This is a genomic window from Bradyrhizobium sp. USDA 3315 (genome assembly GCF_054056795.1).
Map to the genome: position 1 here is coordinate 1706574 of NZ_JBSRYP010000001.1, position 25903 is coordinate 1732476.

The following is a 25903-nucleotide window of genomic DNA, read 5'->3' on the forward strand; positions in this document are numbered from 1 at the left end:
TTCGCCGCTGTTTTTCACGGATCTGCTTTCGGCAATATGGGCACTGCTGAGACGGCGGCCGAAGGATGAGATCGACGATGGCGTGACGTACGGCTGGCATGGTTGGCTGAGGCGGAGGCCCGTTGATTCTTTTTTTTCCGCCCCGCGTATGCGAGGCGACGATGTTGCAGGAAGGCGTAGGCAATCATTGTCATCAAGGCGTGGCGATGAAGACCTTGCCATGATCGCCCTTCGAAGTGATCAAGTCCAAGTTCCTCCTTCAACTGCTGATGCGCCTGCTCACAAATCCACCGTGCCTTGATGGTGGCGGCCAGCGTGCGCAGATCCGTCGCCGCCGGAAGGTTGGCCAGATAGTATTTCTTCTCCCCGGACGCACGTTGCTCGCCAATGAGCCAGGCTTCGTCGCCTGGCAGATGCTGCTGACCTTTATCCCATATCCGCTGCGGAGGGCCGTCGGCGGTGCGGACACGGAGAGCAGCAAATCGAGCTTTGAGCCGACCTTTCGTCCCGCTACGCCAACTCAGGGTTTTCCATTTGGCGCTGGCCAGCATTTGTTCGGCCGCAATCGATAAGATATCGGGCACGTGGTGCTTTCGTGGTTTGCCACGGACTTTGGTGATCGGCCAAATGAGCTTCACATCGACCGGATACACTTTCTGGTGCCGAGGGATACCGACAGCCCAGGTCAGCCCGCGCTCTGTTAGCCCTTGTCGAAACGGTGTGCTGAGGCCGTATCCTGCATCCGCCAGCACACATCCAAAGCGCATGTTGGCTGCCATCGCGCGGTCAATCTCGGCCAAAGCGATCTCCGGCTTGGACCGTGGCGTTCGGTGTTCGACTGGCACGCGAGCGCGCTTCAAACGAGACATGTCGCTTGTCCAGCTGTCAGGCAGAAAGAGACGTAACGCGACCATCACTGGCACTTCGCCGCGTGCAAGCGTTAAAGACACCAGCGTTTGGCAATTTGCGGTTTTACCGAGAGCCGACGCGTATTGAGCCGCAACACCGACCGATCGCTCACCCTTCTTGGGAAGTGAGGTGTCATCGATAACCAGCATCGCATCCCTGCCGCCGACAAGTCGGTCCGCCTGGTTGAGCAGCTCCGTCTCCAGCGGCGTCGCATCCCAGACACCGTCCGCAATGAAATGGTGCAACTGGTCGTAGTTGCTCGTGGCAAGGCGTTCCGCCATCGGCTGAACGCTCTTGCGATCGCCCGGACCGATCAATCCCGCAACATACAGAGGACACATCCGCTGCCGGGTCTTATGACCCAGCCGGTCCAAGAACGGCATTAGCCAGCGTTCGAGTTCGTCTTCCCATCTCGGCATGGTCAGCCCTCCAAGAGCCGACCACCCATGAATCATTGAAAAATTGATTCGGGAATCCTATAAAACGCGGCAAAATCAACAATCTGCCAAAGTAGTGCTAAACTCCGCTTCACTCCACAAGCCGGCACTTTTAGGAGCTCCGCTTTTGGTGACCCAAAGCCGTCATTCAAGCAGACGATATCCTAGACAGACTGCCTCCCATGAAGGATCATTCGGCGCCAAGCGAACTGGGGCGCCATCATGGACGTCGGAGGTTGGCTGCGGAGGCTTGGCCTCGAACAGTATGAGGCGGCATTCCGAGAGAATAAGATCGACGACACGGTCCTGCCGAGCTTGACGGCGGAGGATATGAAGGACCTTGGTGTCGCATCTGTCGGGGACCGCCGGAAGCTGCTCGACGCCATCAATGGCTTGCGCGCTGAAGCGTACGCGCCAACGTCCCTATCCAACGCTCCTCTGAGAATCGATCAAGTCCCGACCGACACCGCTGAGCGCCGCCAGGTGACCGTGATGTTCGCCGATCTTGTCGGTTCGACCGCGCTCTCAGCACGTATGGACCCTGAGGACTTGCGCGAGGTCATTACGACCTATCAGACGTGCGTGGCCAACACTGTGTGCCGCTTCGGGGGCTACGTCGCCAGATATATGGGCGATGGCGTTCTCATCTATTTCGGCTATCCGGCAGCCCACGAGGATGACGCCGAGCGTGCAGTTCGGGCCGGCGTCGCGCTGATCGATGCGGTCGATACGCTTTCGGCGCCTGAGCCGCTGCAGGTGCGGGTTGGGGTTGCCACAGGACTGGTTGTCGTCGGCGATTTGATCGGGTCCGGCGAAGCGCAGCAGCGCGGTATTGTCGGAGAGACCCCAAATCTCGCAGCACGCTTGCAGGCCGTTGCCGAGCCAAACACGGTGGTCATTGCTGAGGACACGCGCAGACTCCTCGGCGATCTCTTTGAGCTACGGGACCTCGGTCCAAAGGACCTTAAGGGAATTGCAAGGCCGGTGAGAGCTTTTGCGGCGCTGCAGGCAAGTTCTGTCGCGAGCCGCTTCGAAGCGATGCATCCCGGCGGCTTGACTGCACTGGTCGGACGAGAAGAAGAGCTTGAGCTGCTCTTGCGACGCTGGAGTAGAGCGCAAGCCGGGGAAGGCCAGGTGGTGTTGCTGTCCGGCGAGGCCGGGATCGGCAAATCGCGACTCACCGCGGCGCTGCTGGAACGCCTTGCTCGCGAGCCGCACACGCATTTGCGCTACTTCTGCTCTGCGCAGCATACCGACAGCGCGTTTTATCCGATCATCGGACAGATGGAGCATGCCGCCGGATTGGCGCGCGATGACAAACCCGCAAGCCGGCTCGACAAGCTCGATGCGGTACTCGCGCAGGCCTCAACGTCGATCGAGCATGCCGCGCTCTTTGCCGCGATGCTGTCGCTACCAAATGATGGCCGTTATCCCGCGCTCGAGCTGGCCCCGCTGCAGCGTCGTGAGAGAACTCTGGAGGCTCTGATTTCACAGCTGGAGGCGCTGACACGTCAAAATCCGGTACTGATGATCTTCGAGGATGCTCACTGGGCCGACCCGACGAGCTTGGAAGTGCTCAGTCGGGTGATAGACCGAATTCGTACCCATCGTGTTCTGCTGCTTGTGACGTTCCGGCCGGAATTCGAGCCGTCATGGTTCGCTCAGCCGCACGTAACGGCTCTTGTCATTAATCGACTCGCAGAGTGTGAAGCCAGCGCCATGATCGACCACATCGCCGCCAGCACACTGCCGGAAAGCATTCGGCAGGACATCATCGAGCGCACCGACGGCGTTCCCCTGTTCGTGGAGGAGATGACTAAGGCGGTGCTGGAGGCCGGAGGCGAGGACGTAGAGCAGCGGACGGTCGTCGCAGCTCCGTTGCCGGCCCTCGCGGTGCCCGCAAGCTTGCATGCGTCCCTGATGGCGCGGCTTGATCGCCTCGGTGCCGCCAAGGAGGTTGCCCAGATCGGAGCGGTTATCGGGCGGGAGTTCTCATATGAGCTTCTGGCTGCTGTTTCAGGAGACGGAGACGAGAAACGTCACGTGGCCATGGAACGGCTTCTCCATTCTGGGCTGATACTCCGTCGTGGAACAACTTTACGACCTACTTTCCTGTTTAAGCATGCTCTGGTTCAAGAAGCAGCGTACGGTAGCTTGCTACGCAGCAAGCGCTCAATGTTGCACGGCCAAGTTGCTCACGTGTTGGAGCATCAATTTCCTGAACGCGCGGAAGCAGAGCCGGAGCTTGTAGCTCATCACTTCACGGAAGCCGGACAAGTAGAGCCCGGCATTTCGTACTGGTTGAAAGCTGGCCAACGTGCCGCGGAACGCTCTGCAAACGCTGAGGCATTGCGACACCTCAACCGTGGTTTGGCTTTGCTGCTGAAACTGCCCGACACGATTGGGCGGGATCAGAGCGAGCTCGAATTCCAGGTCGCTTTAGGAACGCCTTTGGTAGCCGTACACGGCTGGGCCAGCCCGGAGGTGGCGACTGCCCGTGCGAGGGCGGTTGAGTTGTGCGAGAAATTAGGCGACCCAGCGCACCTTCTGCCGGTGCTGTTTGGGCAGGCCATCTATTGCATCAACAACGGGAAGACCTTGGATGGACTGGGAATGGCCAATCGCTGTTGGTCGCTGGCCAAAAACAGCGGAGATCGGATTGCGCTATTGGTGGCGCACCGCGCAATGGGCAGTGCACTCCTCCAGCTCGGACGATTTGCGGACGCGAAAGCGCATCTTGAGCCCATTCTTCTGCTCCACGATCCAGAGCGGGATCGCGCCTTAGCCTCCCAGTACATCGTCGATCCGGGTGTTTCAGGCGGCGCATTCTTTGCACTATCGCTTTGGATTTTAGGATACCCAGAGCAAGCATTGGCAGCTCGCGACAAAGTATTCTGCTTAGCGCCAAGACTGAATCACGCGAACAGCAGTGCATTTGCTTATTTCTTTGCGGGTGCTCAACTGAGCGAGCTGATTGGTGACATTGATAGCCTCAACAATTTCGTCGGAAAGACTACCGAGCTCTCGCAGCGATATCAGCTACCGACCTGGAATGCGCATGCAACCGTCTTGGCGGGCTGGGCTTTGGCTCAGCGTGGCCAACTTGAACAGGGACTCATGCTGTGTGGCGAGGGGATAGCGAAGCTGCGGAAGATCGGCACTGAATATCATCTCTCGCACTATTTTTGCTTGCTGGCGGTCATGCATGCATGGATCGGCAATAGCGAGGCTAGCTTGCGGGATTTGCGCGACTCAAAGGACCACGTGACAGCGACCGAAGAACATTTCTGGGAAGCGGAGCTGTACAGAACGGAGGGAGAAATCGGCCTGTCACTAGGTGAGCCGGTGAATACGTGCGAGGAACGTTTCTTGCGAGCAATGCACTTGGCGCGAGAGCAAAAGGCAAAATTCTTTGAACTCCGAGCTGCCGTCAGTCTTGCTCGGCTCTGGAAAAGTCGGAGTCGGATTCAGGACGCCCGCGATCTTCTCGCCCCGCTCTACGGCTGGTTCACCGAAGGCTTCGACACATACGACCTGAAGGAAGCTAAGGCGCTGCTTGACGAGCCTGCGTAATGAGGCAATCGAAAGGACCGGTGAGTTCCGGTACTGGCCCGTTGCCCCCTCGTAAGCTGACAAATGTCTGCTTCACGTCCATGATCGGATTTCGCAAATGAGATGTTATGGAAGAAGTCGGTCAATGGCTGACAATGTCAGCTGGTATGCTCGCTAGTTCTGCGTGCCCTTCCCGTACCAACGCATATAAGACCCACATGACCATGACCGCACCTGCTACTCACTCAGCACTTTCCTGACAAAGGCGAGCTGTCCCTGACGCCCGATCAATCGCTCCTGGCAAACGTCGCAACAAATCACCCTCTGTTGTCTCACGCCGCGATCGGCGAAGACGCGTTCTAATAGCCAGGTCGAAAAGCTCCTACGCGCAGCGCGTCTTGGCCCGCTAAAATAGCCGACTAAGGAATCGCGAAAGCATCCACGGCTCATTGCCAAAGTTGCCATCCTGTCGATTTGAGCGACCTTATTGCTTTCCGATCACCGGCCGAAAACACTCGCTCGAAATCGTCCGGAAACAGCAAATAAAGTAACATGTGTCGAAACTGACGCGCTTGGGCATCCGGAACTTGCTGGAGCCACTCTGCGAAGAACCAGGAATTCGACAGCAGCTTGGTCCGCTCATCCTGAGGAAGCTTTCGAAAGGCCAACAAAAAAGCGAGGCAAAACGCCAGTTCTCGGGGACGGTGATTGCTAAAGCCTGGTCCGGCGCTTCCAATCCCTTGCAGTACCGTGTCGGATAGCCACCTACTTTGCTCCGGAAATTGGCTCTCTGACCAATCCCAAAATTGTTTTTATGGTTTCGCGCTTTCTATCGATCGATACGTTGCTGGGACATAGCAATAGCAGTCACATCATTTCAGCCGCCAGCATTTTAACGGAAGCCGGGCACGAGCTCAGCACACCGCGCAGTTTGTCGACAAAGCGACCGTCCGTCTCATTCGAAGGTTGCTTGAACGCATCATCAAGCATTTCAACGTTGGCAGTGTTCCAGACGTCCTCTTCGGAAAAGAGCGAACGCTGGCCAAGCAGCGCAGCATCCCGCCAATGTTCGCCAGCGGCCAGGAGCTCAGCGACTTGCCTGTCACCACAGAAACGGCTCATCCAATACCCTTCCTAGAAAAAGCTGAACCTCAAAAAAGACCCGCGAAGCAACTTAGGCCCAATCCACCGCAAGTAGCTATTTCGACTTTGTTCTAGCTTCGTCGTACCTCCTCCCTACTGAATTTCGCGACATTTTTTCAGCGCGCCGTTAGGAGAGCGATTGACCTGCGAAAGATAAACACCCGAAAATCGCTTGTTGTCGGTGCCCATGTTTCGGCTTGCCCTGCGTCGAGTGCCCTAAGTATCCGACACAGCAGCACTTTTCGGACTCCCTAACAGGTTAATGGGACGCAAGCTCGCCGCGAAGCCACGACAGATCGAGAGCAGCATCGATCGTCCGCACCAAATGATCTTCGGGGACCGCATCGCCAAGACGAAACTCGTAGAACAGTTGACCTTGGTCACTCTTCAGACGGCCCATCATGGATCGACCTCGCCGAGAATCGCGTCAACACAACGGAATCATCGTTCGAGGCCTCACTCAACCGACTTTTGCAACAAAATCGGCCAAGGCCGGACTCCCCCGCTGACTGGCCGTTCAATGATTACCCCCATCGATAACACGGAGCGCCGGTTGGCTAGCCGTGAGCGGCACGTTGTAGGTCACGATCGGCTGGGTGAGACCCTTCAACGAAAGTGCGCCAAGATGTTCAGTCGCTACGCTTCCTTTGAGAGCCACGTTGACGCGCTGGCTGAGCAGAATTTGGCCGTCCTTAGCCTCGCCGCACAGCCGTGCCGCCACATTGCACACGGTGCCAATCGCAGTATATCCGAAGCGCTCGGAAAATCCGATCTGGCCCAACGTCGCGTAACCCTGGGCGATGCCGGCGCCAAATCCCAACTCACGGCCTCGCTCGCGCCAGGCCGCGGTCAGCGACGACGCAGCCTCGCGCATCGCGACGGCCATATCGACCGCGCGCAGAGCCGGGTCGGGGATCGGTACGGGGTCGTTGAAGAACACCATGATCCCGTCGCCGGAGAACTGGTCGAGCGTCCCCTCGAACTGGCCGACGAGCGGCCCGAGCGCGCCGTGATACTCGCGCAGGAAATTCAACACCTCCTCTGGCTCGGCGGTCTCGGTGAAGGCGGTATAGCCGCGCAAATCGCAGAACACGACCACGATCTCGCGGCGGTGGCTTTCGAGGATCTTCTCGTTTCCCTGCGAGACGATCAGTTCGGCCAGTTGTGGAGCGAGGAAGCGCTTCAGACGTCCGATGCGGCCCAATTCCTCGACTTGCTCGGCGACCCGCGCTTCGAGGCCTCGATTAAGCTCGGCTACTTGATCTGTGCGCTCCCGCAGTTCCTTGAGCAGCCGCGTGTTCTCGATGGCGATCACGGCTTGTGCCGCAAAATTTTCCAGCAACTCGACCTGCTTGTCGCTGAATTCTTGCACCTCCTTGCGGTAGACGGCAAAGGCGCCGACAAGCTTGCTCTCTTTGAGCATCGGCACAATCAGAACGGTGCGGGCTGCGGCGACCTTGTAGATCAGATCGTCGGGATGCTCGGTGGCAATATCGGCAATGTGAACCAGCGCCTTGGTCTCGACGAGGCGCCCCAGCGAAGGCGCCCCATCAAACGGCGCGATGAAGTGTGGCGGCGTTTCCTGGTCGGGCGCATACGATTGCGGCACGTTTTGCGCGGCCATTCGCGCTACCCGCCGCAACCTGTCGTCTTCGTATAGGAGCAGCGTCCCAAAACTGGCGCTGCAGATGCGCACGGCATTTTTCAGCATGGCCTCGAACACCGGCCCAAGCTCGCCAGGCGAACTGGCGATGACCTTCAATATCTCGGCCGTAGCCGCTTGCTGCTCGCGGGCCTCCTGCAACTCTTTGGTCACATCGGAGACCGGAGAAATGCGGCGCTTATTTTTAATGGGCTTTTTGTGGTCGCCCATAGAGTTCGCCTTGCGGGTTTTCGCCGCGCTCCTCTTGCCTCTCGTTTTTGACGGCCGCGCCATATCTTACCCCGGGGGTCAGGAGGCGCATCTTATAGGGTCAGGCCACAATTCTGGAAGGGCGGGTATAGCCAGAATTACCCCTTGCCAAATGGCCAGGCCGATGTTGGCTCCGGGTCGATTTTGTTGCAAAAGTCGGTTGAGTGAGGCCTCGAACGATGATTCCGTTGTGTTGACGCGATTCTCGGCGAGGTCGATCCATGATGGGCCGTCTGAAGAGTGACCAAGGTCAACTGTTCTACGAGTTTCGTCTTGGCGATGCGGTCCCCGAAGATCATTTGGTGCGGACGATCGATGCTGCTCTCGATCTGTCGTGGCTTCGCGGCGAGCTTGCGTCCCATTATGCGTCCATGGGTCGTCCGTCGATCGACCCTGAACTGATGATCCGGATGTTGGTGGTGGGGTATGTCTTTGCGATCCGCTCGGAGCGATTGATCTGCCGCGAAGTACAGGTGAACCTCGCCTATCGCTGGTTCTGCAGGCTTGGCATCGAAGATGCTATTCCCGACCATTCAGCGTTCTCGCGTGCCCGCAACGAGCGTTTCCGCGAGGGAGATGTTTTTCGCCATGTGTTTGAGCGGGTCGTCGAGGCGTGTATTGCGGCCGGTCTGGTTGGTGGTGAAGGCTTTGCAGTTGATGCGAGCCTGATTGCGGCCGACGCCAACAAGCGGCGCTCGATCGCGGGTCAGGATTGGCGCAGGGATCGCGATCCGGCGAGGTCCAGCCGCGCCGTGAAGGAGTATCTGGCGATTCTCGAAGACACGGCATGGGGTGCCGCTACGGAGGTTGTGCCGAAGTTCGTCTCGCCATCCGATCCCGCGGCGCAGTGGACCGGCGCACACAAAGGGGCGGCATTCTTCGCCTACTCTGACAACTATCTCATCGACATGAAGTTCGGCGTCATCTTGGACGTCGAGGCGTCTCGTGCCATTCGGCAAGCCGAAGTCGGTACCGCAAAGACAATGATCGAACGAACAGAGGAACGTTTTGGCCTCAAGCCGGAGCGGCTCGCGGCCGATACCGCTTATGGATCGGCGCCGATGCTGAACTGGCTGGTAGAGAAGGACATCGCGCCACACATTCCGGTCATCGACAAGTCAAAGCGCGAGGATGGCACCTTCTCGCGCAACGACTTTCGATATGATCCGGCCGGCGACGTCTACCACTGCCCAGGCGGAAAGCGGCTCGGGACAAGCGGCACAGCACACGAGGGCAAGACGCTCTTGTACCGCGCAAGCAAGCTCGACTGCGATGTTTGCCCGCTCAAACCGCAGTGCTGCCCAAAGGAGCCCTCACGCAAGATCCCGCGCGACGTCCATGAGCGCGCCCGAGACGTTGCACGCTCCTTCGCTGGCACCGAGGCCTTTGAACAGTCGCGACGTGAGCGAAAGAAGATTGAGATGCGGTTCGCACACCTGAAGCGCATCCTGAGGCTCGGCCGACTGCGACTGCGTGGCCCACGAGGCGCCCAGGATGAGTTTGTTCTGGCCGCCATCGCTCAGAACCTACGGCGGCTCGCGAGCCTGGTCGCGCGGCCGCCACCGGCACACACGGTGTACACCGCGTAGAGTTGCGTAGAGAGCGTCAGGGCCGGCAAACCAAAGCCGGTCGTCCTTGGCGAGATGGCCGAACAATCCATCGCGAGCAGCCGACTTTTGCAACAAAATCGGTCAAGAGCAGACATCGGCCAAGGTCGTCTCGATGCCTCACATTCCGGACCAGGTTTGAAATCGAGCAAATTTCTACGACTTTAAGGCACAATCCCGATGCCCTCGTGAGGCCCGCACAGTTTGTTGATTTATAGATTGGTTGGGTGAGCGAGAGAGATTCAAACCGAGGCCCGAAAAAGGGCTGAGTTTCCCGTAAAATGCCGTACCGTGCCGACTCCGTACGTTCTAGGATTCGGAGAAAAATGCATTCTCCAAGGCCCATTCACGGCCCATTTTATGTACGGTCGGCATTCTCCAAACTGAAAAACACACGAGAACAGCCACGTTTTCGGCCCTGCTTCAATGTCGAAGTACGAAGTTTGGGGACAAGGTGGCGGAGGGAGTGGGATTCAAACCCACAGTACGGGACAAACTCCGACTTGCCGCAGCGGAACCGGGTTCGAATTGGGCGAACGCTAAAGACTGAAGACCGAACTATGCATCACAAGTTGGTATTCGCGTGGTAGAGAACGCGGCCCCCTTTATTAAAATCCAGTTTAATCAATCGTTTACTTACCATATCCAATGCCGGCCAGACGCCAAGACGCCTAAGCGTGCGCGAACCGTGACGGTAAAATAGTCCTTTTCGGCTGAACCTGCGCGGCGGCTTCAGGCCGCGAAGCGCAGGTCTTGTCTGCTAAGGGCTCGCCGACGGCCTTGCAGAGGAAGCGGGCAAGCGCCGCCTTCCGAGAGTCGCGGTCAAGGGCGTAGGCGGTCTGCTTGAATTCGACACCGTCGAGCAGTCCCTGGATGTAGCCGGAGATGGTGTCCGCAGCCATGATGAGCGCCGTATCGAGCGTATGAATATACTTGCTCGTCACCGACCCTTTTGAGTGTCCGACGAGAGCCGCGATCGTGACCTCGGTGAATCCGAGGTCGTTCGCAATGCTTGCGAAGCTGTGCCTTAGTACATGCGGCGTGATGTCGGCGAGAGGCGAATTCCGAATGATTTTTTCCCAATGATTGGGGAAGCTACCAAACGGGTTGTCATCGCCCTGGCCTGGAAAGACGTAAGTCCCCGTTCTAGCCGTCCATTGCGTTTCCAGAAACTCCATCACAGGCAACCCGATAGCTCGCGTGGACGCCCCCTCCTTACTATCTGCGAGACGCAGACAGCTTGCATCCATGTCAGCCTCGATCCACCGTAGGTTTATCATTTCAGAACGGCGACATCCTGTAAGAGCAATTTGGCGGATGATATCGGTCGTGATTTGGTATTTCTCATCCTCGGCCGCCTTGCGCAAAATTCCACCGAGGACACGATACTCCGCTTCGGTCAGACGCCGGTTGCGGACCCGATCCTTCGGCTTACGAATTCCGTGCGCGGGGTTCGTTTCGATAATTCCGGCTTCTATGGCGTAGGTGAGGATTCCGCCGAGAAGACCGACAGTTCGCGTGGCGGTACCAACTCCTCCCCGTACGATCGCTTTGCCGCGGAGTTTCTTGGTCTTCACACTAACGCGGGTTTTTCCCGCCATGATGTCTTTCAAGACCTTGTTAACGTCCGCCTTGACGAGATCTTTTACGCGCCTGGTGCCAATGAGTGGCACGATATGGCGGTTGATGCGGCCGGTGTCGGTCACGATCGTTGACGCCTTTTTCGGGCGCCCACCTTTTCCAAATATCAGCCCCGCCTTTAAGTCGGCGAAATAGAGGTCGCATAGCTCTTTGACGGTGATCGCTTTGTGATCGAGCTGACGCTCTTCGGCCGGATTGTCACCTTGTGCGATCCGCCCCAGCTGGATCTTGGCCTCTTTCCTTGCGAGCTCCGGCGTCCAGACCCCGTGCAGCCCGATCGTATATCGGCGTGAACGGCCGGCTGACCGATACTGAATTAGATAGCTGCGCTTGCCCGATGTGAACACACGGAGACCGAAGCCAGGCAATTCGTCATCCCAGATAACGTAATCCTTGTCCCGAGCTTCCGCCGCATCGACGATCCGCTTACTGAGCTTTGTCATCGAATTTCTCCGACTTGAAGCCCGTCTCCCGCGTAAGCACCACGTAAGCAGTTGGAGGGAAATCGGGGCGCGCAGCAGGATAGGCGCTGCGGCCGCCGATTCCAGGTTTCTATAATGATATTAGTAGGATAGCGAAGCATTGAGCGCCCCATCGCGATTTTGCGTAGGGCACACTTAAATTGCTCCGAAGGCAAAGGTCACACGTTCGAATCGTGTCGGGTGCGCCATTTCCGCTTCGTTCGCCGCCGTTCAATTGTAGCCTTTGCTGCGATTCCCCCAGCTTAGGGGATTCTTTCCACAACGTTGGGCCGGTTTTTCTCGAGCCAGGCGACGGCCTCGGGTCCATCGACGACACACTCGAAGGTTTCCCAGGTTGGGTCCTCCAGAGATTCCAATTGCAGTCGCTTCGCCGCATACTCAATGAGGTCGTGGAGGCGTTCGTATCCTCGTCTGTGCTCGAGGGAATCTGCAATCGCAGTGCTGGTCCATCCTCGTTGGGCCAAATCGATAATGCTCGGAGCGTCAGCCTCGCTGAACCACGGCGTGGCATCGAACTCGATGCAGCGAACATTGTCGGCGGTATGGCAGGTGGCGTGGATCATTGGATTCCTCCGTTTGCCGGCTAACTACCTGCGCCAGCATCGCGCTTCTCACATCGCTGCCTCGCACACCCTCAGGCCTTGACTAAGTCCCCCAGCAGGTTCGCCGCCACCGTCAGCTTGGCGAGGGTCAGGCCGCTGGCAGCGATCTCCTCGACCGAGCGGCGGATACGCGTCGCCTCGGGGTGAGCCGCGAGCCAGGTCTCGACGGCCTGCTGGCCAGACTGGCCGGTTGCCAGCATATCGGCGGCCAGTCTCCTTTCGGCGCCGGCGATCTGCTCGACGGCGCGATCTATGGCCATGCGTTCGAAATAATCGTTGGCCGGCACACTGCGTGCGGCGGCGATGATGCGGTCGAGACGGAAATTCGCCTCGGCGGCGTAGAAGGTCGCGGCGGCATCGCCGATGGGACGCGTGGTGCGCTCGGCAACCGTCACGATGTCGGGAGCCGAGACCAAAGCATCAAGATCGGCGAGCTCTCCGGCGAGGCCGGCCGGGACACCGGCGTCGGCGAGTTCCTGCCGCCGCTTGACGCGCGCGGCTTGCAAGTCCGGCGGCAAGGCAGTGTCGAGCCCGGCGACGATCTGGCGGATCGCCGGGCCGAAGCGCGCGACGACGGCCTCCAGCCCGTCCTTGAAATCGACATTGCGCACGTACCAGACCATGCGGGAGAGCAGGAGGTCCTGCACCGAAGCGTAGAGGGACAGCTGCAGCTGCCCGTCGATGCAGGCGTCGAGCGCGTCGATCGCGTCATTGAGCCACTTCAGGCCGAAGCATTCATCGACCGCCACATAGGCCATGACGATGGTCGGGATATCGGCGTCGGTCTCGTCGATCAGGCGCACGACGCAGGCCGGGCCGCCGCGATTGATCACCGCATTGGCGAGACTGGTCGCGATTATCTCCCGCCGCAGGCGATGCAATCCGGCCGCGGTCGGGAATTTGTCCTGAACCTCGCGCGGAAAATACTGGGATAGTTCGCGGGCAAGATAGGGGTCATCGGGCACGCTGGTGACGAGCAGGTCATCGTAGAGGGTCAGCTTGGCGTAGGCGAGCAACACGGCAAGCTCGGGCCGCGCGAGGGACTGGCCGCGCCGTGTGCGCTCGGTGAGCGCGGCGTCGTCGGGCAAGAACTCCACAGCGCGGCTGAGCAAGCCGCGCTGTTCGAGCGACTGCATCAGGCGGGTGAGGAAACCGGTCTCTGCCACACCCTTGCGCTCGGCCAGCGAGAGCGCCAGCGTCTGCAGGTAGTTGTTGCGCAGCACCAGCACGCCGACCTCGTCGGTCATCGCGGCAAGCAGGCTGTTGCGGTCAGTGGGACTGAGGCGTCCCTCGCGTTCGGGACGCGCCAGCGCGATCTTGATGTTGACCTCGACGTCGGACGTGTTCACGCCGGCCGAATTGTCGATGGCGTCGGTGTTGAGCTTGACGCCCTTCTGCGCCGCTTCGATGCGGCCGCGCTGGGTAACGCCGAGGTTGGCCCCTTCGCCGATCACCCGGGCGCGCACGTCGCCACCCGCGATGCGGATCGGATCGTTGGCGCGGTCCCCGACCTGATCGTCGCTTTCCCCGGAGGAGCGGACATAGGTGCCGATGCCGCCAAACCACAGCAGGTCCGCGCGAGCCCTCAGGATCGCCGTCATCACCTCGAAAGGCGTGGCTTGCGGCTTGTCGAGATCGAGCAGCGTGCGCACCTCCGGCGCAAGCGGGATCGCCTTGAGCGAGCGCGAGAACACGCCGCCGCCCTGCGAGATCAGCGACTTGTTGTAGTCCTGCCAGCTCGATCGCGGCAGATCGAACAGGCGCTTGCGCTCGGCGAAGCTGGTCGATGGATCGGGCGAAGGATCGATGAAGATGTCGCGATGATCGAAAGCCGCCACAAGCCTTGTCGCCGGCGAGAGCAGCATGCCATTGCCGAAAACGTCGCCCGACATGTCGCCGACGCCGACCGCGGTGAACGGCATGGTCTGGATGTCGGTGCCGAGCTCGCGGAAGTGGCGCTTGACCGCCGTCCAGGCGCCGCGCGCCGTGATCCCCATCTTCTTGTGATCGTAACCCTGGCTGCCGCCGGATGCGAAGGCATCGCCGAGCCAATGGTTCTTCTCGGCCGAGATCGCGTTGGCGACGTCGGAGAAGGTGGCGGTGCCCTTGTCGGCGGCGACGACGAGGTAGGGGTCGTCGCCGTCGTGGCGCACGGTGGATTCAGGCGGCACGACGATGTCGCCGTCGAGATTGTCGGTGAGTTCGAGCAGCGAGCGAACGAAGATGCGATAGCTTTCGGTGCCCTCCGCGAGCCAGGCGTCGCGCTTGGAAGGCGGCGGCAGGCGCTTGGGCACGAAGCCGCCCTTGGCTCCGACCGGCACGATCACGGCGTTCTTGACCTGCTGCGCTTTCACCAGGCCGAGGATCTCGGTGCGGAAATCCTGCGGCCGGTCGGACCAGCGCAAGCCACCGCGCGCAACCTTGCCGAAGCGCAGGTGGATACCTTCGACACGAGGGGAATAGACGAAGATCTCGTAGAGCGGTCGTGGAGCGGGCAAGTCGTCGATCCGGCGCGCCTCGAACTTGAAGGAGATCACCGGACGCGGGTGTCCATCCTCGCCGATCTGCCACAGATTGGTGCGAACGGTAGCCTGCACCAGATTGGTGAAGCGGCGCAGGATGCGGTCTTCATCGAGCGAGGCGACGGATTTGAGCTGTTCCTCGACCTCGGCAAGCAAAGCCGCCTCGCGCGCCGCGCGCTCGGCGTCCGTCAAGGCGAGGCGCGGATCGAGGCGGGTCTGGAACATCGCGACCAGGCTGGCCGTAATCGCGGCGTTCTTGCGCAAGGTCTCCCACATGTAATCCTGAGTGAACGGAGCGCGGATCTGGTGCAAATAACGCGACAGCGCCCGAATGGTCGAGACTTCCCGCCAACTTAGGGCGGTGCGCAGGATCAGGCCGTTATATCCGTCGGATTCGGCGCGATCGGTCACCACGGCCATGATCGAGGCTTCCAGGCGATGGCTGAATTCCGGGTTGATCTCGATGGGCTGGCCGTCACTGGTCTCGATCGTCATGTCGTGCAGCCATACCGGCGCAGGCCTGGTACCGGGCACGACCTGATAGGTGCGTTCGTTGACCACGCGCAGGCCGTGATTTTCGATCACCGGCACGCGGTAGGACAACGACAGCGGTACGGCGTCCGAAAACACCTTAAGGCCGAAGCGCCTCGGATCGTCGCCTTCGATGCGGTAAACCGAAATCGTTACCGGACGGGCCGGCGTCAGCTTTTCGACGGTCGTGATATCGGCGATCGCCTGTTCCGCGCCGAACACCTCGGTATAGCCGCCGCTGAAGGCCTGGGCATATCGGTTGGTGAGCATACGCGCCCGCATGCCATCGGTCGACGCGGTGAGCGCGGCCTTCAGCTTGTCGGCCCAGGTCGCGGCAATGGCGCTGATCCCGGCTTCGAGCAAGGCGCGGTCGACGACGGGCGTTTTGCCTTCATAGCGCCCGATGATGAAGTGGACGCGCGCAAGCGCCCCTTCCGGGAATGACACGTAGGAGGCGGACAGCTTCCCTTTGTAGGCCTGCGCCAAAAAGGCTCCGACGCGCGTGCGGACGTCGGTGTCGTATTTGTCGCGCGGAATGAAGGTGAGGATGGAGACAAAGCGATCGAACTTGTCGACCCGCGGCAGCGCCCGGACGCGCGGACGCTCGTAGAGGATCAGGATCTCGATGACGAAGTTGTAGAGCGTGTCGACATCGATCTGGAACAGCTCGTCGCGCGGATAATCTTCGAGAATATGCATCAGCGCCTTGCCGGAATGACCGTTCGGGTCGAAGCCCGCGCGCTGCAGCACCCGCGAAACCTTGTGGCGGACATAAGGGATCTGCCGTACCGAGCGAGTATAGGCGCCCGAGGTGAAAAGGCCGACGACGCGCAACTCGCCTTCGAGCCGGCCGTCGGGCGAGTAGAGTTTGATGCCCACATAATCCATCCGGGTGCGGCGATGGACGCGGCTGGAGACATTGGCCTTGATGACGATCAGCAGGGTCGGCTCGTGCATGAACTCGCGGATTTCCGGCGTCATCACCACCATTTCGCTGCCGCGGCGCAGGACCTTCACGTCCGGATCGCGCAGGATGCCGAGGCCTTCGCCGGTTGTAATGTCGTCCGACGCGTCGCTGTCGGGCGAGAAGCGATATTTGCGCACGCCGAGGAAGGTGAAATTGTCCGCGCAGAGCCATTGCAGGAACTGATTGGCTTCGGCGAGTTCGTCGATCGGCAGCGGCGGCGGATTGGAAGAGAACGTCTTGATCGCTTCCTCGACACTGTCACGCATGACGCGCCAGTCGGCAACGCAGGCGCGGACATTGTTCAACGTCCTGGTCAGGCCGTCGATCAGCTTCTGGCGATCGGAATCCGCGTCCAGGCGGGTGATGTGGAGATGAATCAGGCTTTCGCGCGCGCCCTTTGCTCCGTCCGGCAATGCTTCCCCGTAGAATCGCAGCAGCTTGCCTCCATCGTCGCGCTCCACCGCGATGATCGGGTGAGCGACCAGGGTGACCTCGAGGCCCTGCTCGGCGAGCTCCGCCATGGTGGAATCGAACAGGAAAGGCATGTTGTCGTTGAGAATTTCGAGCACGGAAATCTCGCGTCCGTTCGGCAACGTCGGATTGACGACGCGGATATCGGCGCTGCCGGCCGTGCGCCGCTGCACGTGCTCCCAGGCCTGCTCCGCCAGCAGGGCAAGCGAGGCGGCATCGTAATTGGCGAGATCCTCGATATTGGTGTAGCCGAACAACGGCTCGGCAAAGGCCCGGGGGCTCTTGCCCGCTGGCACGCTGCCCGCTGCATCGCGGATCAGGGCTGCCCGGGCCTTGTCGTCACGCCACGCCATAATGTCCTCCATTTGCCGTGCCGTCCGATCGCAGCCGCGACCATCCGCTTGATTCTGGAGTGCATCTCTTCGTGCGTCGCGATCGAATGCTACGCGAAATCCTAGCTTCGACGGCTGCCGACGACAATACTACGATCCCGCAGCGAACGGCGCACGCTGTCGTGAGGCGTGCTGAATTTCGCTTGCGAAAGCGGGTGGGCCGAAGTCGGCCGACGGCGGCCGAACGCCTGCGGCAGGAAAAATCACATGCAATTTCAATTATGTATGGGTTCGCGCCGCTGTTCGGCAGGGATGTCGTATCTGACGGTGGCGGTCAGCGACGGCGGGCAACGCCTGCGCTCAGGTCAGGTCTTTCGGCATCGTGATGCCGAAGCGGAGAATCTGGCGATGGATGGTCGAGCGATCGACGCCGCGTTCGCGTGCCACCCGCGAGACGTTCCAGCGAGTGTTGCGCAACGCCGTCAATAGCTCATCGGCTTGCCATGACGTTGCCGTTCCGCCTCGTACCGGCTTTCCGGAGCTGTCCTCACGCAACGGCTGAGCGATCCGGTCCGGCAGATCGGCAAGATCGATCGTGCCGTCGTTCGCCAGCGCGCAGCCATGATCGAGCGCGTTGATCAGCTCGCGGATATTGCCAGGCCATTGGTACTTGAGCAGCGCGCTGCGCGCGCGTGCCGTCAGTGCATAGTTGGCCTTGTGCTCCGTCGAAAGCCGATGCAGGGATTGATCGATCAGCCACTCGATATCGGTCCGCTGACGCAGCGGAGGCAGCGCAAGCACCGCGCCGTTGAGGCGGAAATAGAGATCCTCGCGGAACTGCCCCGCCTTCACCAGCGCGACGAGGTCGCGATGGGTGGCAGCGATGACGCGGACATTGAGCGGGACCGGCCGGGTGCGGCCGACCGGTGTCACCTCGCGCTCGGCGAGCACGCGCAACAGGCGCGTCTGCGACGAGATCGGCATGTCGCCGATCTCGTCAAGGAACAGGGTGCCGCCGTCGGCTTCGAGCACGAGACCCTTCTTGCCCTTGGCCGCCGCTCCGGTGAAGGCGCCCGCCTCGTGGCCGAACAGCTCGCTCTCGATCAGGCTTTCCGGCAGCGCGGCGCAGTTGACCGCGACGAACGGCCTGCCTGCCCGCGCACTGACCGAATGCAGCGCCTTCGTCAGGTGCTCCTTGCCGGTGCCGGTTTCGCCGGTGATGAGCAAGCCCATCTGGGTGTTGATGAGCTTGGCGGCGCGCGTCACCACGTGATGCATGGCGGGATCGCCGCGGAACAGGTTGCGTAACGGCGCCGGAAGCGCCGACTCGCTGCGGGAGGAGGCCGGTGCCGCCAGCTTGTTCGGGGGCGGCAAGGTCTGCGCGAACAGCGTCGCGCCGCTGTTGGCAAGCCGCAGCGTGCGTTGGCCGGTGGGCCGCGAGTGGGCGAAGCGCGGCAGATCGTCGATGGTGCATTCGAAGATGTCGGACACGCCGAAGCCGTCGGCCCGCAGGCGAAGGTCCGGACGCTTGGCCAGTTCGCGGGCGAGCAGCTGCCTTGCCCGATTGTTGAAACCGATGATGTGGCCGCTGCTATCGACGGCCATCACATAGTCCGGATCGACATCGGCGAATTCCGCGGAGCCGGACAGCTTGATGATCCATTCCTGCCGGAAACGGTTCAACAGGTTCGCATTCTCGATCTTGTGGGCGAACGACTTGACCAGTTGCAGCGCCAGGAACTGGCTGGCCTTCGGTTCCGGCGAGCGCAGCGCGGAGATATCCAAGACCGCAGCGAGCTTGCCGCTGGGATCGAAGACCGGCGCGGCCGTGCAGGTCAGCGGAATATGGGTGGCGTCGAAATGGTCGGATTGATGCACCGTCAGGGCTTCTTCGGTCGCGATGCAGGTGCCGACTGCGCAAGTGCCGGCATGCGGCTCGTTCCAGTCGGCGCCGAGATAGAGGCCGGCCCTGCGAAGCGTGTTGTTGAATGTCGGGTCGCCGATGAAATCCACCGTGATGCCCCTGGCATCGGTGAGCAGCAGCACATAGCCGAGTCCGGCGATCTGACGATACAGCATCTCGACGCCGAAGCGCGCCGTGTGCAGGAACTCGTCCATGGCGTCGCGATGCTCGCGCAGCCGCCCGGACGTTACGATATGAGCGTCGCGCAGCACCAACGGATCGAGCTTGTGTTCGGAGACGCATCGTACCCACGACTGATGGATGATTGCGTCACGCGCGCTGGTCTGGCCGTCCGCAACGCGAACCAACTCGTCGATGTGCGCAGCCCGCTCCGTCGTCACGGCTGATGCTCCTGGATGTTTCCCCGCACGTTGTTGCGTCGAGTGTCACTCGGATTGTGCCGCCGATCAAGTTTGTTGCGTGCAACACCTGTTGCATGACGCAACAAGTGAAGCGGCCTGGCGCCGACAGCTAACGCGAGGAAATGCCGAGCGTTTTTCGAGATGCGCCGCAATGGCATGAGGCTTGCTGACATGGTGGTCGAGGCAAGATTCGACCTCGCTAACAAACGCGCCGGACCCACGACGCAAAGGCGATCGACGCCGGCATATGGGAGAATGAAACCATGCTCACGAAGGCCCCGGACGGAAAGATCACCGCGCTGCTCGACGAGTTCAACGTCGCATTGTCGTCGGGTGACATCGAACGCGCGATCGCGCTGTTCCAGACCGATTGCTACTGGCGCGATCTGGTCACCTTCACCTGGAACATCAAAACCATGGAAGGCAGGGATCAGATCCGCGACATGCTTCAAGCGCGGCTTGCGGACAGCAAACCGTCGGGATGGCGCATTGCCGATGGCGAAGCCGCGAGCGAGGCCGGCGGCATCATCGAGAGCTGGATCGAATTCGAGACCGATGTCGCGCGCGGCTATGGTCACCTGCGCACGAAGGATGGACGCATCTGGACCTTGCTCACCACCATGGCCGAGCTCAAGGGACATGAGGAGAAGTCCGGCTTCACCCGTCCGCTCGGCGCCAAGCACGGTCATGGCAACGACCGTAAGAGCTGGCGCGAGGAACGCGACCAGGAAATCACCGAGCTGGGTCACGCAAAACAACCCTATGCGCTGATCATCGGCGGTGGGCAGGGCGGCATCGCGCTTGGCGCGCGGCTGCGGCAACTGAACGTGCCGACCATCATTATCGAGAAGAACGAACGCGCCGGCGATTCCTGGCGCAAGCGATACAAGTCGCTCTGCCTGCACGATCCGGTCTGGTACGACCATCTGCCCTATATCGACTTCCCGAAAAACTGGCCGGTGTTCGCGCCGAAGGACAAGATCGGCGACTGGCTGGAGATGTACACGAAGGTGATGGAGCTCAACTACTGGAGCTCGACCACGGCGAAGTCGGCCAAGTATGACGAGAAGGCCGGGGAATGGACCGTCGTGGTCGAGCGCGACGGCAAGGAGATCACGCTCAAGCCGACGCAGCTCGTGCTGGCGACCGGCATGTCGGGCAAGGCGAATTGGCCCACCTACAGGGGGCAGGACATCTTCAAGGGTGAGCAGCAGCATTCCTCGACCCACCCAGGGCCGGAGAAGTATCGCGGCAAGAAGGTGGTGGTGATCGGCTCCAACAACTCCGCCCACGACATTTGCGCGGCGCTGTGGGAAGGTGGTGCCGACGTCACCATGGTGCAGCGCTCATCCACGCATATCGTGAAGTCCGACACGCTGATGGATATCGGACTCGGCGCGCTCTATTCGGAGCAGGCGGTGGCGAGCGGAGTGACCACACGCAAGGCCGACCTGATCTTCGCCTCGCTACCCTACAAGATCATGCATGAATTCCAGATCCCGCTCTACGAGCAGATGCGCGAGCGCGACAAGGATTTCTACGCCGCGCTGGACAAAGTCGGCTTCATGCATGACTGGGGTGACGACGGCTCCGGCCTGTTCATGAAGTACCTGCGCCGCGGCTCGGGTTATTACATCGACGTCGGCGCCTGCGATCTCGTGATCGACGGTTCGATCAAGCTCAAGAGCGGCAAGGGCGCTGCGGTGCGGGAACTGACCGAAACCGGCGTCAGGTTCGTGGACGGCAGCGAACTCCCCGCCGATCTCGTCGTCTATGCCACCGGCTATGGCTCGATGAACGGTTGGGCCGCCGACCTGATCTCGAAGAACGTCGCCGACAAGGTCGGCAAGGTCTGGGGTCTTGGATCCGATACCACCAAGGATCCCGGCCCGTGGGAGGGCGAGCAGCGCAACATGTGGAAGCCGACCCAGCAGGAGGCACTTTGGTTCCACGGCGGCAATCTGCACCAGTCGCGGCATTACTCCCAGTATCTGGCGCTGCAACTGAAGGCGCGGATGGAAGGCATCCCAACCCCGGTCTACGGCTTGCAGAAGGTTCATCACCTCGGTTGATCGACCGGGCGATAACGAGATGTCGGGCGGATCGTCGTGCGATCCGCCCCTCGACAGATCGGATGGAGATCGAACTGTGCCGATCGCCGTCCAGCTTCGGGCCGATGCCTGCGAGACAGCCGGCACCGGTTGCCTTCCCGGTTGACCACGATACTGGCCGGTCTGCCAGCTTCCCGCAGACCGGCCTCGCCTCAATGATGAGCCGACACGCTCTTCATGCATTGGGACAAGAGATCGGCACCGGCAAAGTGGCCTACATCGCCCAGGCTGATCATGCCAACCATCCGCTTGCTCTTGTTGATCACAGGCAGTCTGCGAATCTTCAGCGTTTCCATGTGATGTATAGCTTTCGTCAGATCGTCGTCTTCCCGGCAGCAGTGGATGCCTTCGGTCATCACATCCCGCGCTGTGGTGCGCGCAGAGTTGAAGTCCTTGCTCGCGAGACCTTTGCAGACGAGGTCGCGATCCGTCACCATCCCGATCAGACGATCGTCTTGCCCGATCGGAATGCAGCCGATGTCGTGCCCTTGCATCAATTTCGCGATTTCGGTGATTGGCGTGTCGGGGCTCACCCAATCGACGCCCTTGTGCATCACGTCCTTGACTTTCATGGAGGACCTCCCGTCCAAGGCAGCACCCCCTCGCTCGCAATTATACAACAGAGCTGGCGCGACTGCATGCGTGCTGAGCCTTAAGGCACGATGAAACCGGGTCGAAGCGTTATCGCGCTCGAGCCCCTTGCTTGAACATGATCTCCGCGCAAGCGCGTTCCTCCCTTGTCTCGGGGAAGAGCCGCTTCGCACCCCTCCGGATCATGCTCCAGTCGGGGCGCACAGATAGATGGTCCCGCTGTCACGCCGCCTCAGTCATGCGCACTGAAGCTGCCATGCAGGGAACCGGCGGTCAGGCGTGCGAATTGCGCACGACCGAGATGAAGCAACGTCTCATGATCGCCGGCTTCGATATAGATCTCGGGCTGCATCCGGATGCTGTCATCAACGATAACGTCGAGCCCGTAGCAGCTACCGGCGGCGGGAACCGCCCCGTGCGCACAGTCCGTGAACAGCCGATCGATCTCGCCTTCAGCGGCCATGGCGATATCGTCACCGAATCTCGCCCTGAGATCCGCCAGCCTGAGGTGATGCGATGCCGGCAGCACGGCGAGCAGGTACCCGTCGTTGCGGCGCAGCACAATGGCCTTGGCCAAGCGATCGCCCGAGACGTGACAAGCCTGGGCGGTAAGGGCTGACGACATCGTCAGTACGTGCGGGATTTCGTCGTACTCGATGTTTTCTGCAGCGAGATAATTGTGCAGTTTGGGAGAAATGGTCATGGCGTCACCTCCGGTGCGACATGCAACCATCCACCGTGGTCCTGCCCGCCGCACGATGAGCGGCTGCGTGGTTCTCAAGACAGAACATAGGTCTTGTCGCAGGACACTGCAATTCGATCCCTAACGGGGGCGCCGCGCCAAGTTCAAGTTCCGGGCCTTGTCCAGATTGCGGGCCTCGGCCAGCGCCGCCGCGCTCGGCAACAGGGCCGACGCAAGGTCGGCCTCGGTGAAATCTGCGCCGGCGACATTGGCGTCGGATAGGTCGGCTCCCGCAAGGTCAGCTCTATGGAGGCTGCAGTTCGCCAAATTGGCATTCTGCAGTTGCGCAAATTCGAGATCGGCGCGCGAGAGATTGGCGCCGCTTAAATCCGCGTTCCGCAGATCGGCGGATTTGAGCACGCCACGCATCAGGCCCATCGATTGGTTGCGCATATCAGCGCTCAGATCGGCGCCCGCAAGCCTGGCCCCGATCAGGCTGGCACCGGAAAGATCGGCGGTTATCCGAGCGCCGCTCAAGTCGGCGCCGCCAAGCTTGGCGCGTTGCATCTGCGTGCCGAGCAGCGATGCCTTGACGAGGGACGCCCCCGTCAAGTCTGCGTCGATCAGCCAGGCCTGGTTCAAGATAGCCCGATCGAAGCGGGCGCCTTTCAGATTGGTCTGGTTGAGCTTTACGAGATGAAGGTTGCCGCCGGAGAAGTCGAGGCCCGAGAGATCGAGGTGCGACAGTCGCTTTCCATCCAAATCTGCAGTGCGTCCGTCCCCTTGAGGGATCGACTTGAGGAGCGCATCGACCTCGGCGCGCGTCATCTCCGACGTCGTCATTTCCGGACTGTTGAGGTCGACACTCCGCAGCATGTCCTGCGACACGGCGTCAGTCGAATCAACCAGCAGCGCCGCTATCGACACAAAGGCAAATGCGAGACGAAACGACATCGCCGTCTCTCCGCCGCTCAGAAACCCGGTATTGTCTCTTGTATTCTCCGGGTTGGCCGCGCCGTCAGGTTAGCTGGCCGGCTCCGGCCTATGCCAGAGTATGAAACCGGATATCGATCCTGGCAATGCCAGTGACCTCACATCGACGATCGCACGAGCGTCCGTCCAAAGTCGCCGAACGCGCCCTCGGCGGCGAATCTCTCCAGCCGATCGTCGCTCCAGCCGAGCCATTCCGCAAACACCTCGCGCGTGTGTTCGCCGAGCATTGGCGGCGGCGTGGACGGCGCCGGCGGTTCGTCGCCGAACCGCGTCGGCCTCGCGATGAACTTCACATCTCCCGCGGCCGGATGGCTGATGGTCTGGACCATTCCGCGCTGCGTGAGTTGAGGCGTTTCGCAGACCTCGCCGACCGACTTGATCGCGCCGCACGGAATGCCCGCCGCGCCGAGCGCCTGCAGCCAGTCGGCGCGACTTCGCCGGGCAAAGATCGGCGAAAGGATCGCGACGAGCTCATCGCGGCTCGCCGCACGCTTCGGAGCGGTTGCGAAGCGGATGTCCTCGCGCAGCTTCGGACGGCCGACGACGCCGCAAAACGCCGCCCAGAACTTGTCGTTCGCGACGCCGACATTGATCCAGCCATCGCTGGTTTCGAACGGTTCATACGGGCTGATGGTCGGATGGACATTGCCGCGACGCTTCGGGCTTTGTCCCGAGGCGAAGTACATGCCGGCGTTGAACGTCAGCAGCGATGCCATGGCGTCGAGCATGGAGACGTCGACCCGGCCGCCCTCGCCGGTGCGGCTCTTGCGCATCAGCGCGGCCAACACCGAATGCGACGCATAAAGGCCCGTGACGAGGTCCGCGATCGACGTGCCGACCTTGGTCGGCGGTCCGTCCGGATCGCCGGTGATGTCCATCACGCCGGATTCGCCCTGTAGGATCAGATCGTAGCCGGGGCGCGCGGCGTCGGCGCCGGTGCGACCGAATCCCGAGATGCTGCACAGGATGATGTCGGCCTTGCGGCCGCGCAACGCCTCGAAGCCGAGCCCCCATTTGTCCAGGGTACCGGGGCGAAAGTTCTCGATGACGACGTCTGCGACGGATGCAAGATCGAGCACCGCGTCGCGCCCGGCCGGCGACTTCAGATCGATGGCGCAACTTCGCTTGTTGCGGTTCACCGACAGGAAGTACGCACTCTCGCCGCCGATGAACGGCGGCCCGTAACGGCGGCTCTCGTCGCCCTGTCGCGGATCCTCGATCTTGACGATGTCGGCGCCGAGATCGCCGAGTTGCATCGTGGCAAACGGACCGGACACCACCCGGCAGAGGTCGAGGACCCTGATGCCCGACAGCGGCTCGCGATCAGACGATCGCATCGGCGAGGTCCTTCATCGACGGCACCAGGATATCGGGCTGATGCGGGGTGATGCCGAATGGCCGGCTGCGCCGGTCGATGAAGGCCGTCCGCATGCCGGCGGACTTGGCGCCGATGCAATCGAAGGCATGATTGGCCACGAACAGCACCTGCGCCGGCTTCACGCCCATGATCTCGGCCGCTTTCGTATAGGTCGCGACATGCGGCTTGAACGAATTGGCTTCGGCCACCGAGATCACGCGATCGAACGGGACCTTGTGGTACTGCTTCGCGGTCTCGAGCATGTCCGGATCGCCGTTCGAGAGCACCACCAGCTTGTACTTGCGTTGCAGCCGCGCGAGTGCGTCCGGCACCTCCGGAAACGGCAACAGCTTCTCGATCTCGCCCACGAGGTAGCGCACATCGTCCATCGTATAGTCGATCTTCGCGCGGTCCATGACGTGAGCAACCGCGCGGTGCCCGATCTCGCGATAGGGCGTGTGCTCGCGATGCAGCAGCGCATCGATCATCGAGTTCTCGAAATGCGTGCGACGCCACCACGTGACGAAGGAATTCGGATCGCCCTTCCAGCCCTTCTTCTCGAGGAACGGCGCCGCGATCCTGGTCAGGCCGCCCTGCATGTCGACGACCGTGCCGTACTGGTCGAACATGCAGATCTTCACGTCGCGCTTGATCGTCTCAAAGCTCATTGATGCCTCCTTGGTCCTGATCGATTGATACGCGCTGCACCATCATGGATGAAATGGATTTGTTATCT

15 protein-coding genes and 1 pseudogene are annotated in these 25903 nt (G+C 60.9%); 3 read left to right on the plus strand and 13 right to left on the minus strand.

The features are described from left to right. Positions 1–14: 14 nt before the first annotated feature. Positions 15–1364: an IS701 family transposase gene (locus ACVIYL_RS07890; protein ID WP_456778200.1), complete on the minus strand. Its 1350-nt coding sequence runs from the start codon at positions 1362–1364 to the stop codon at positions 15–17. Positions 1365–1568: 204 nt separating this feature from the next. On the opposite strand from ACVIYL_RS07890, the gene ACVIYL_RS07895 reads away from it, so the two are divergent. Then, positions 1569–4919 carry an AAA family ATPase gene (locus tag ACVIYL_RS07895; RefSeq protein ID WP_456778201.1) on the plus strand — a complete coding sequence of 1117 codons (3351 nt, stop codon included), beginning with the start codon at positions 1569–1571 and terminating at the stop codon, positions 4917–4919. Positions 4920–5765: 846 nt separating this feature from the next. Here the strand turns inward: ACVIYL_RS07895 and ACVIYL_RS07900 are convergent. From ACVIYL_RS07900 to ACVIYL_RS07910, 3 genes and pseudogenes are all read right to left on the minus strand, one after another. Continuing rightward, the gene (locus tag ACVIYL_RS07900) at positions 5766–6020 is read right to left on the minus strand and encodes a hypothetical protein (protein WP_456778202.1); all 255 of its coding nucleotides are present in this window, start codon (positions 6018–6020) and stop codon (positions 5766–5768) included. 283 nt (positions 6021–6303) lie between these two features. Then, positions 6304–6441: pseudogene (locus ACVIYL_RS07905) on the minus strand (IS5/IS1182 family transposase); the annotation flags it as partial. A gap of 117 nt (positions 6442–6558) precedes the next feature. Then, positions 6559–7914 carry an adenylate/guanylate cyclase domain-containing protein gene (locus tag ACVIYL_RS07910; RefSeq protein WP_456778203.1) on the minus strand — a complete coding sequence of 452 codons (1356 nt, stop codon included), beginning with the start codon at positions 7912–7914 and terminating at the stop codon, positions 6559–6561. Positions 7915–8174: 260 nt separating this feature from the next. On the opposite strand from ACVIYL_RS07910, the gene ACVIYL_RS07915 reads away from it, so the two are divergent. Further along, a complete protein-coding gene (locus ACVIYL_RS07915; protein WP_456778204.1) occupies positions 8175–9542 on the plus strand; it encodes an IS1182 family transposase in 1368 nt (455 codons plus the stop codon). A gap of 689 nt (positions 9543–10231) precedes the next feature. Here the strand turns inward: ACVIYL_RS07915 and ACVIYL_RS07920 are convergent. From ACVIYL_RS07920 to ACVIYL_RS07935, 4 genes are all read right to left on the minus strand, one after another. Then, positions 10232–11644 (minus strand): tyrosine-type recombinase/integrase, encoded by a 1413-nt coding sequence (locus ACVIYL_RS07920; RefSeq protein WP_456778205.1) that lies wholly within the window; start codon positions 11642–11644, stop codon positions 10232–10234. 281 nt (positions 11645–11925) lie between these two features. Then, positions 11926–12246 carry a hypothetical protein gene (locus ACVIYL_RS07925; RefSeq protein WP_168856591.1) on the minus strand — a complete coding sequence of 107 codons (321 nt, stop codon included), beginning with the start codon at positions 12244–12246 and terminating at the stop codon, positions 11926–11928. Between the two features lie 71 nt (positions 12247–12317). Next, positions 12318–17141, minus strand: coding sequence for an NAD-glutamate dehydrogenase (locus ACVIYL_RS07930; protein ID WP_456778206.1), 4824 nt, complete (start codon positions 17139–17141; stop codon positions 12318–12320). Positions 17142–17468: 327 nt separating this feature from the next. Further along, positions 17469–19412, minus strand: a complete 1944-nt coding sequence (locus ACVIYL_RS07935) for a sigma-54-dependent Fis family transcriptional regulator (RefSeq protein ID WP_456778207.1) — start codon at positions 19410–19412, stop codon at positions 17469–17471. A gap of 284 nt (positions 19413–19696) precedes the next feature. On the opposite strand from ACVIYL_RS07935, the gene ACVIYL_RS07940 reads away from it, so the two are divergent. After that, positions 19697–21505 carry an NAD(P)/FAD-dependent oxidoreductase gene (locus ACVIYL_RS07940; protein ID WP_456778208.1) on the plus strand — a complete coding sequence of 603 codons (1809 nt, stop codon included), beginning with the start codon at positions 19697–19699 and terminating at the stop codon, positions 21503–21505. Between the two features lie 191 nt (positions 21506–21696). Here ACVIYL_RS07940 and ACVIYL_RS07945 read toward each other — a convergent pair whose 3' ends face one another. From ACVIYL_RS07945 to ACVIYL_RS07965, 5 genes are all read right to left on the minus strand, one after another. Beyond that, positions 21697–22116, minus strand: a complete 420-nt coding sequence (locus ACVIYL_RS07945) for a CBS domain-containing protein (RefSeq protein ID WP_057015376.1) — start codon at positions 22114–22116, stop codon at positions 21697–21699. A gap of 251 nt (positions 22117–22367) precedes the next feature. After that, positions 22368–22838, minus strand: coding sequence for an aminoacyl-tRNA deacylase (locus ACVIYL_RS07950; protein ID WP_176937234.1), 471 nt, complete (start codon positions 22836–22838; stop codon positions 22368–22370). Between the two features lie 120 nt (positions 22839–22958). Then, positions 22959–23771 (minus strand): pentapeptide repeat-containing protein, encoded by an 813-nt coding sequence (locus ACVIYL_RS07955; RefSeq protein ID WP_456778209.1) that lies wholly within the window; start codon positions 23769–23771, stop codon positions 22959–22961. 137 nt (positions 23772–23908) lie between these two features. Next, on the minus strand, positions 23909–25147 hold the full coding sequence (locus tag ACVIYL_RS07960) for a CaiB/BaiF CoA transferase family protein (protein WP_456778210.1): 1239 nt from the start codon (positions 25145–25147) through the stop codon (positions 23909–23911). Then, positions 25134–25835 carry a haloacid dehalogenase type II gene (locus ACVIYL_RS07965; protein ID WP_076824592.1) on the minus strand — a complete coding sequence of 234 codons (702 nt, stop codon included), beginning with the start codon at positions 25833–25835 and terminating at the stop codon, positions 25134–25136. Before ACVIYL_RS07965 ends, ACVIYL_RS07960 begins: the two co-directional genes overlap by 14 nt. Between the last annotated feature and the right edge of the window lie 68 nt (positions 25836–25903).

Bases quoted from the DNA above. Each gene is read 5' to 3' on its own strand.
- ACVIYL_RS07890 (WP_456778200.1), bottom strand. From the start codon at position 1,364: ATGATTCATGGGTGGTCGGCTCTTGGAGGGCTGACCATGCCGAGATGG.
- ACVIYL_RS07930 (WP_456778206.1), bottom strand. From the start codon at position 17,141: ATGGAGGACATTATGGCGTGGCGTGACGACAAGGCCCGGGCAGCCCTG.
- ACVIYL_RS07900 (WP_456778202.1), bottom strand. From the start codon at position 6,020: ATGAGCCGTTTCTGTGGTGACAGGCAAGTCGCTGAGCTCCTGGCCGCT.
- ACVIYL_RS07920 (WP_456778205.1), bottom strand. From the start codon at position 11,644: ATGACAAAGCTCAGTAAGCGGATCGTCGATGCGGCGGAAGCTCGGGAC.
- ACVIYL_RS07925 (WP_168856591.1), bottom strand. From the start codon at position 12,246: ATGATCCACGCCACCTGCCATACCGCCGACAATGTTCGCTGCATCGAG.
- ACVIYL_RS07915 (WP_456778204.1), top strand. From the start codon at position 8,175: ATGATGGGCCGTCTGAAGAGTGACCAAGGTCAACTGTTCTACGAGTTT.
- ACVIYL_RS07945 (WP_057015376.1), bottom strand. From the start codon at position 22,116: ATGAAAGTCAAGGACGTGATGCACAAGGGCGTCGATTGGGTGAGCCCC.
- ACVIYL_RS07910 (WP_456778203.1), bottom strand. From the start codon at position 7,914: ATGGGCGACCACAAAAAGCCCATTAAAAATAAGCGCCGCATTTCTCCG.
- ACVIYL_RS07955 (WP_456778209.1), bottom strand. From the start codon at position 23,771: ATGTCGTTTCGTCTCGCATTTGCCTTTGTGTCGATAGCGGCGCTGCTG.
- ACVIYL_RS07960 (WP_456778210.1), bottom strand. From the start codon at position 25,147: ATGCGATCGTCTGATCGCGAGCCGCTGTCGGGCATCAGGGTCCTCGAC.
- ACVIYL_RS07965 (WP_076824592.1), bottom strand. From the start codon at position 25,835: ATGAGCTTTGAGACGATCAAGCGCGACGTGAAGATCTGCATGTTCGAC.
- ACVIYL_RS07940 (WP_456778208.1), top strand. From the start codon at position 19,697: ATGCTCACGAAGGCCCCGGACGGAAAGATCACCGCGCTGCTCGACGAG.
- ACVIYL_RS07950 (WP_176937234.1), bottom strand. From the start codon at position 22,838: ATGACCATTTCTCCCAAACTGCACAATTATCTCGCTGCAGAAAACATC.
- ACVIYL_RS07895 (WP_456778201.1), top strand. From the start codon at position 1,569: ATGGACGTCGGAGGTTGGCTGCGGAGGCTTGGCCTCGAACAGTATGAG.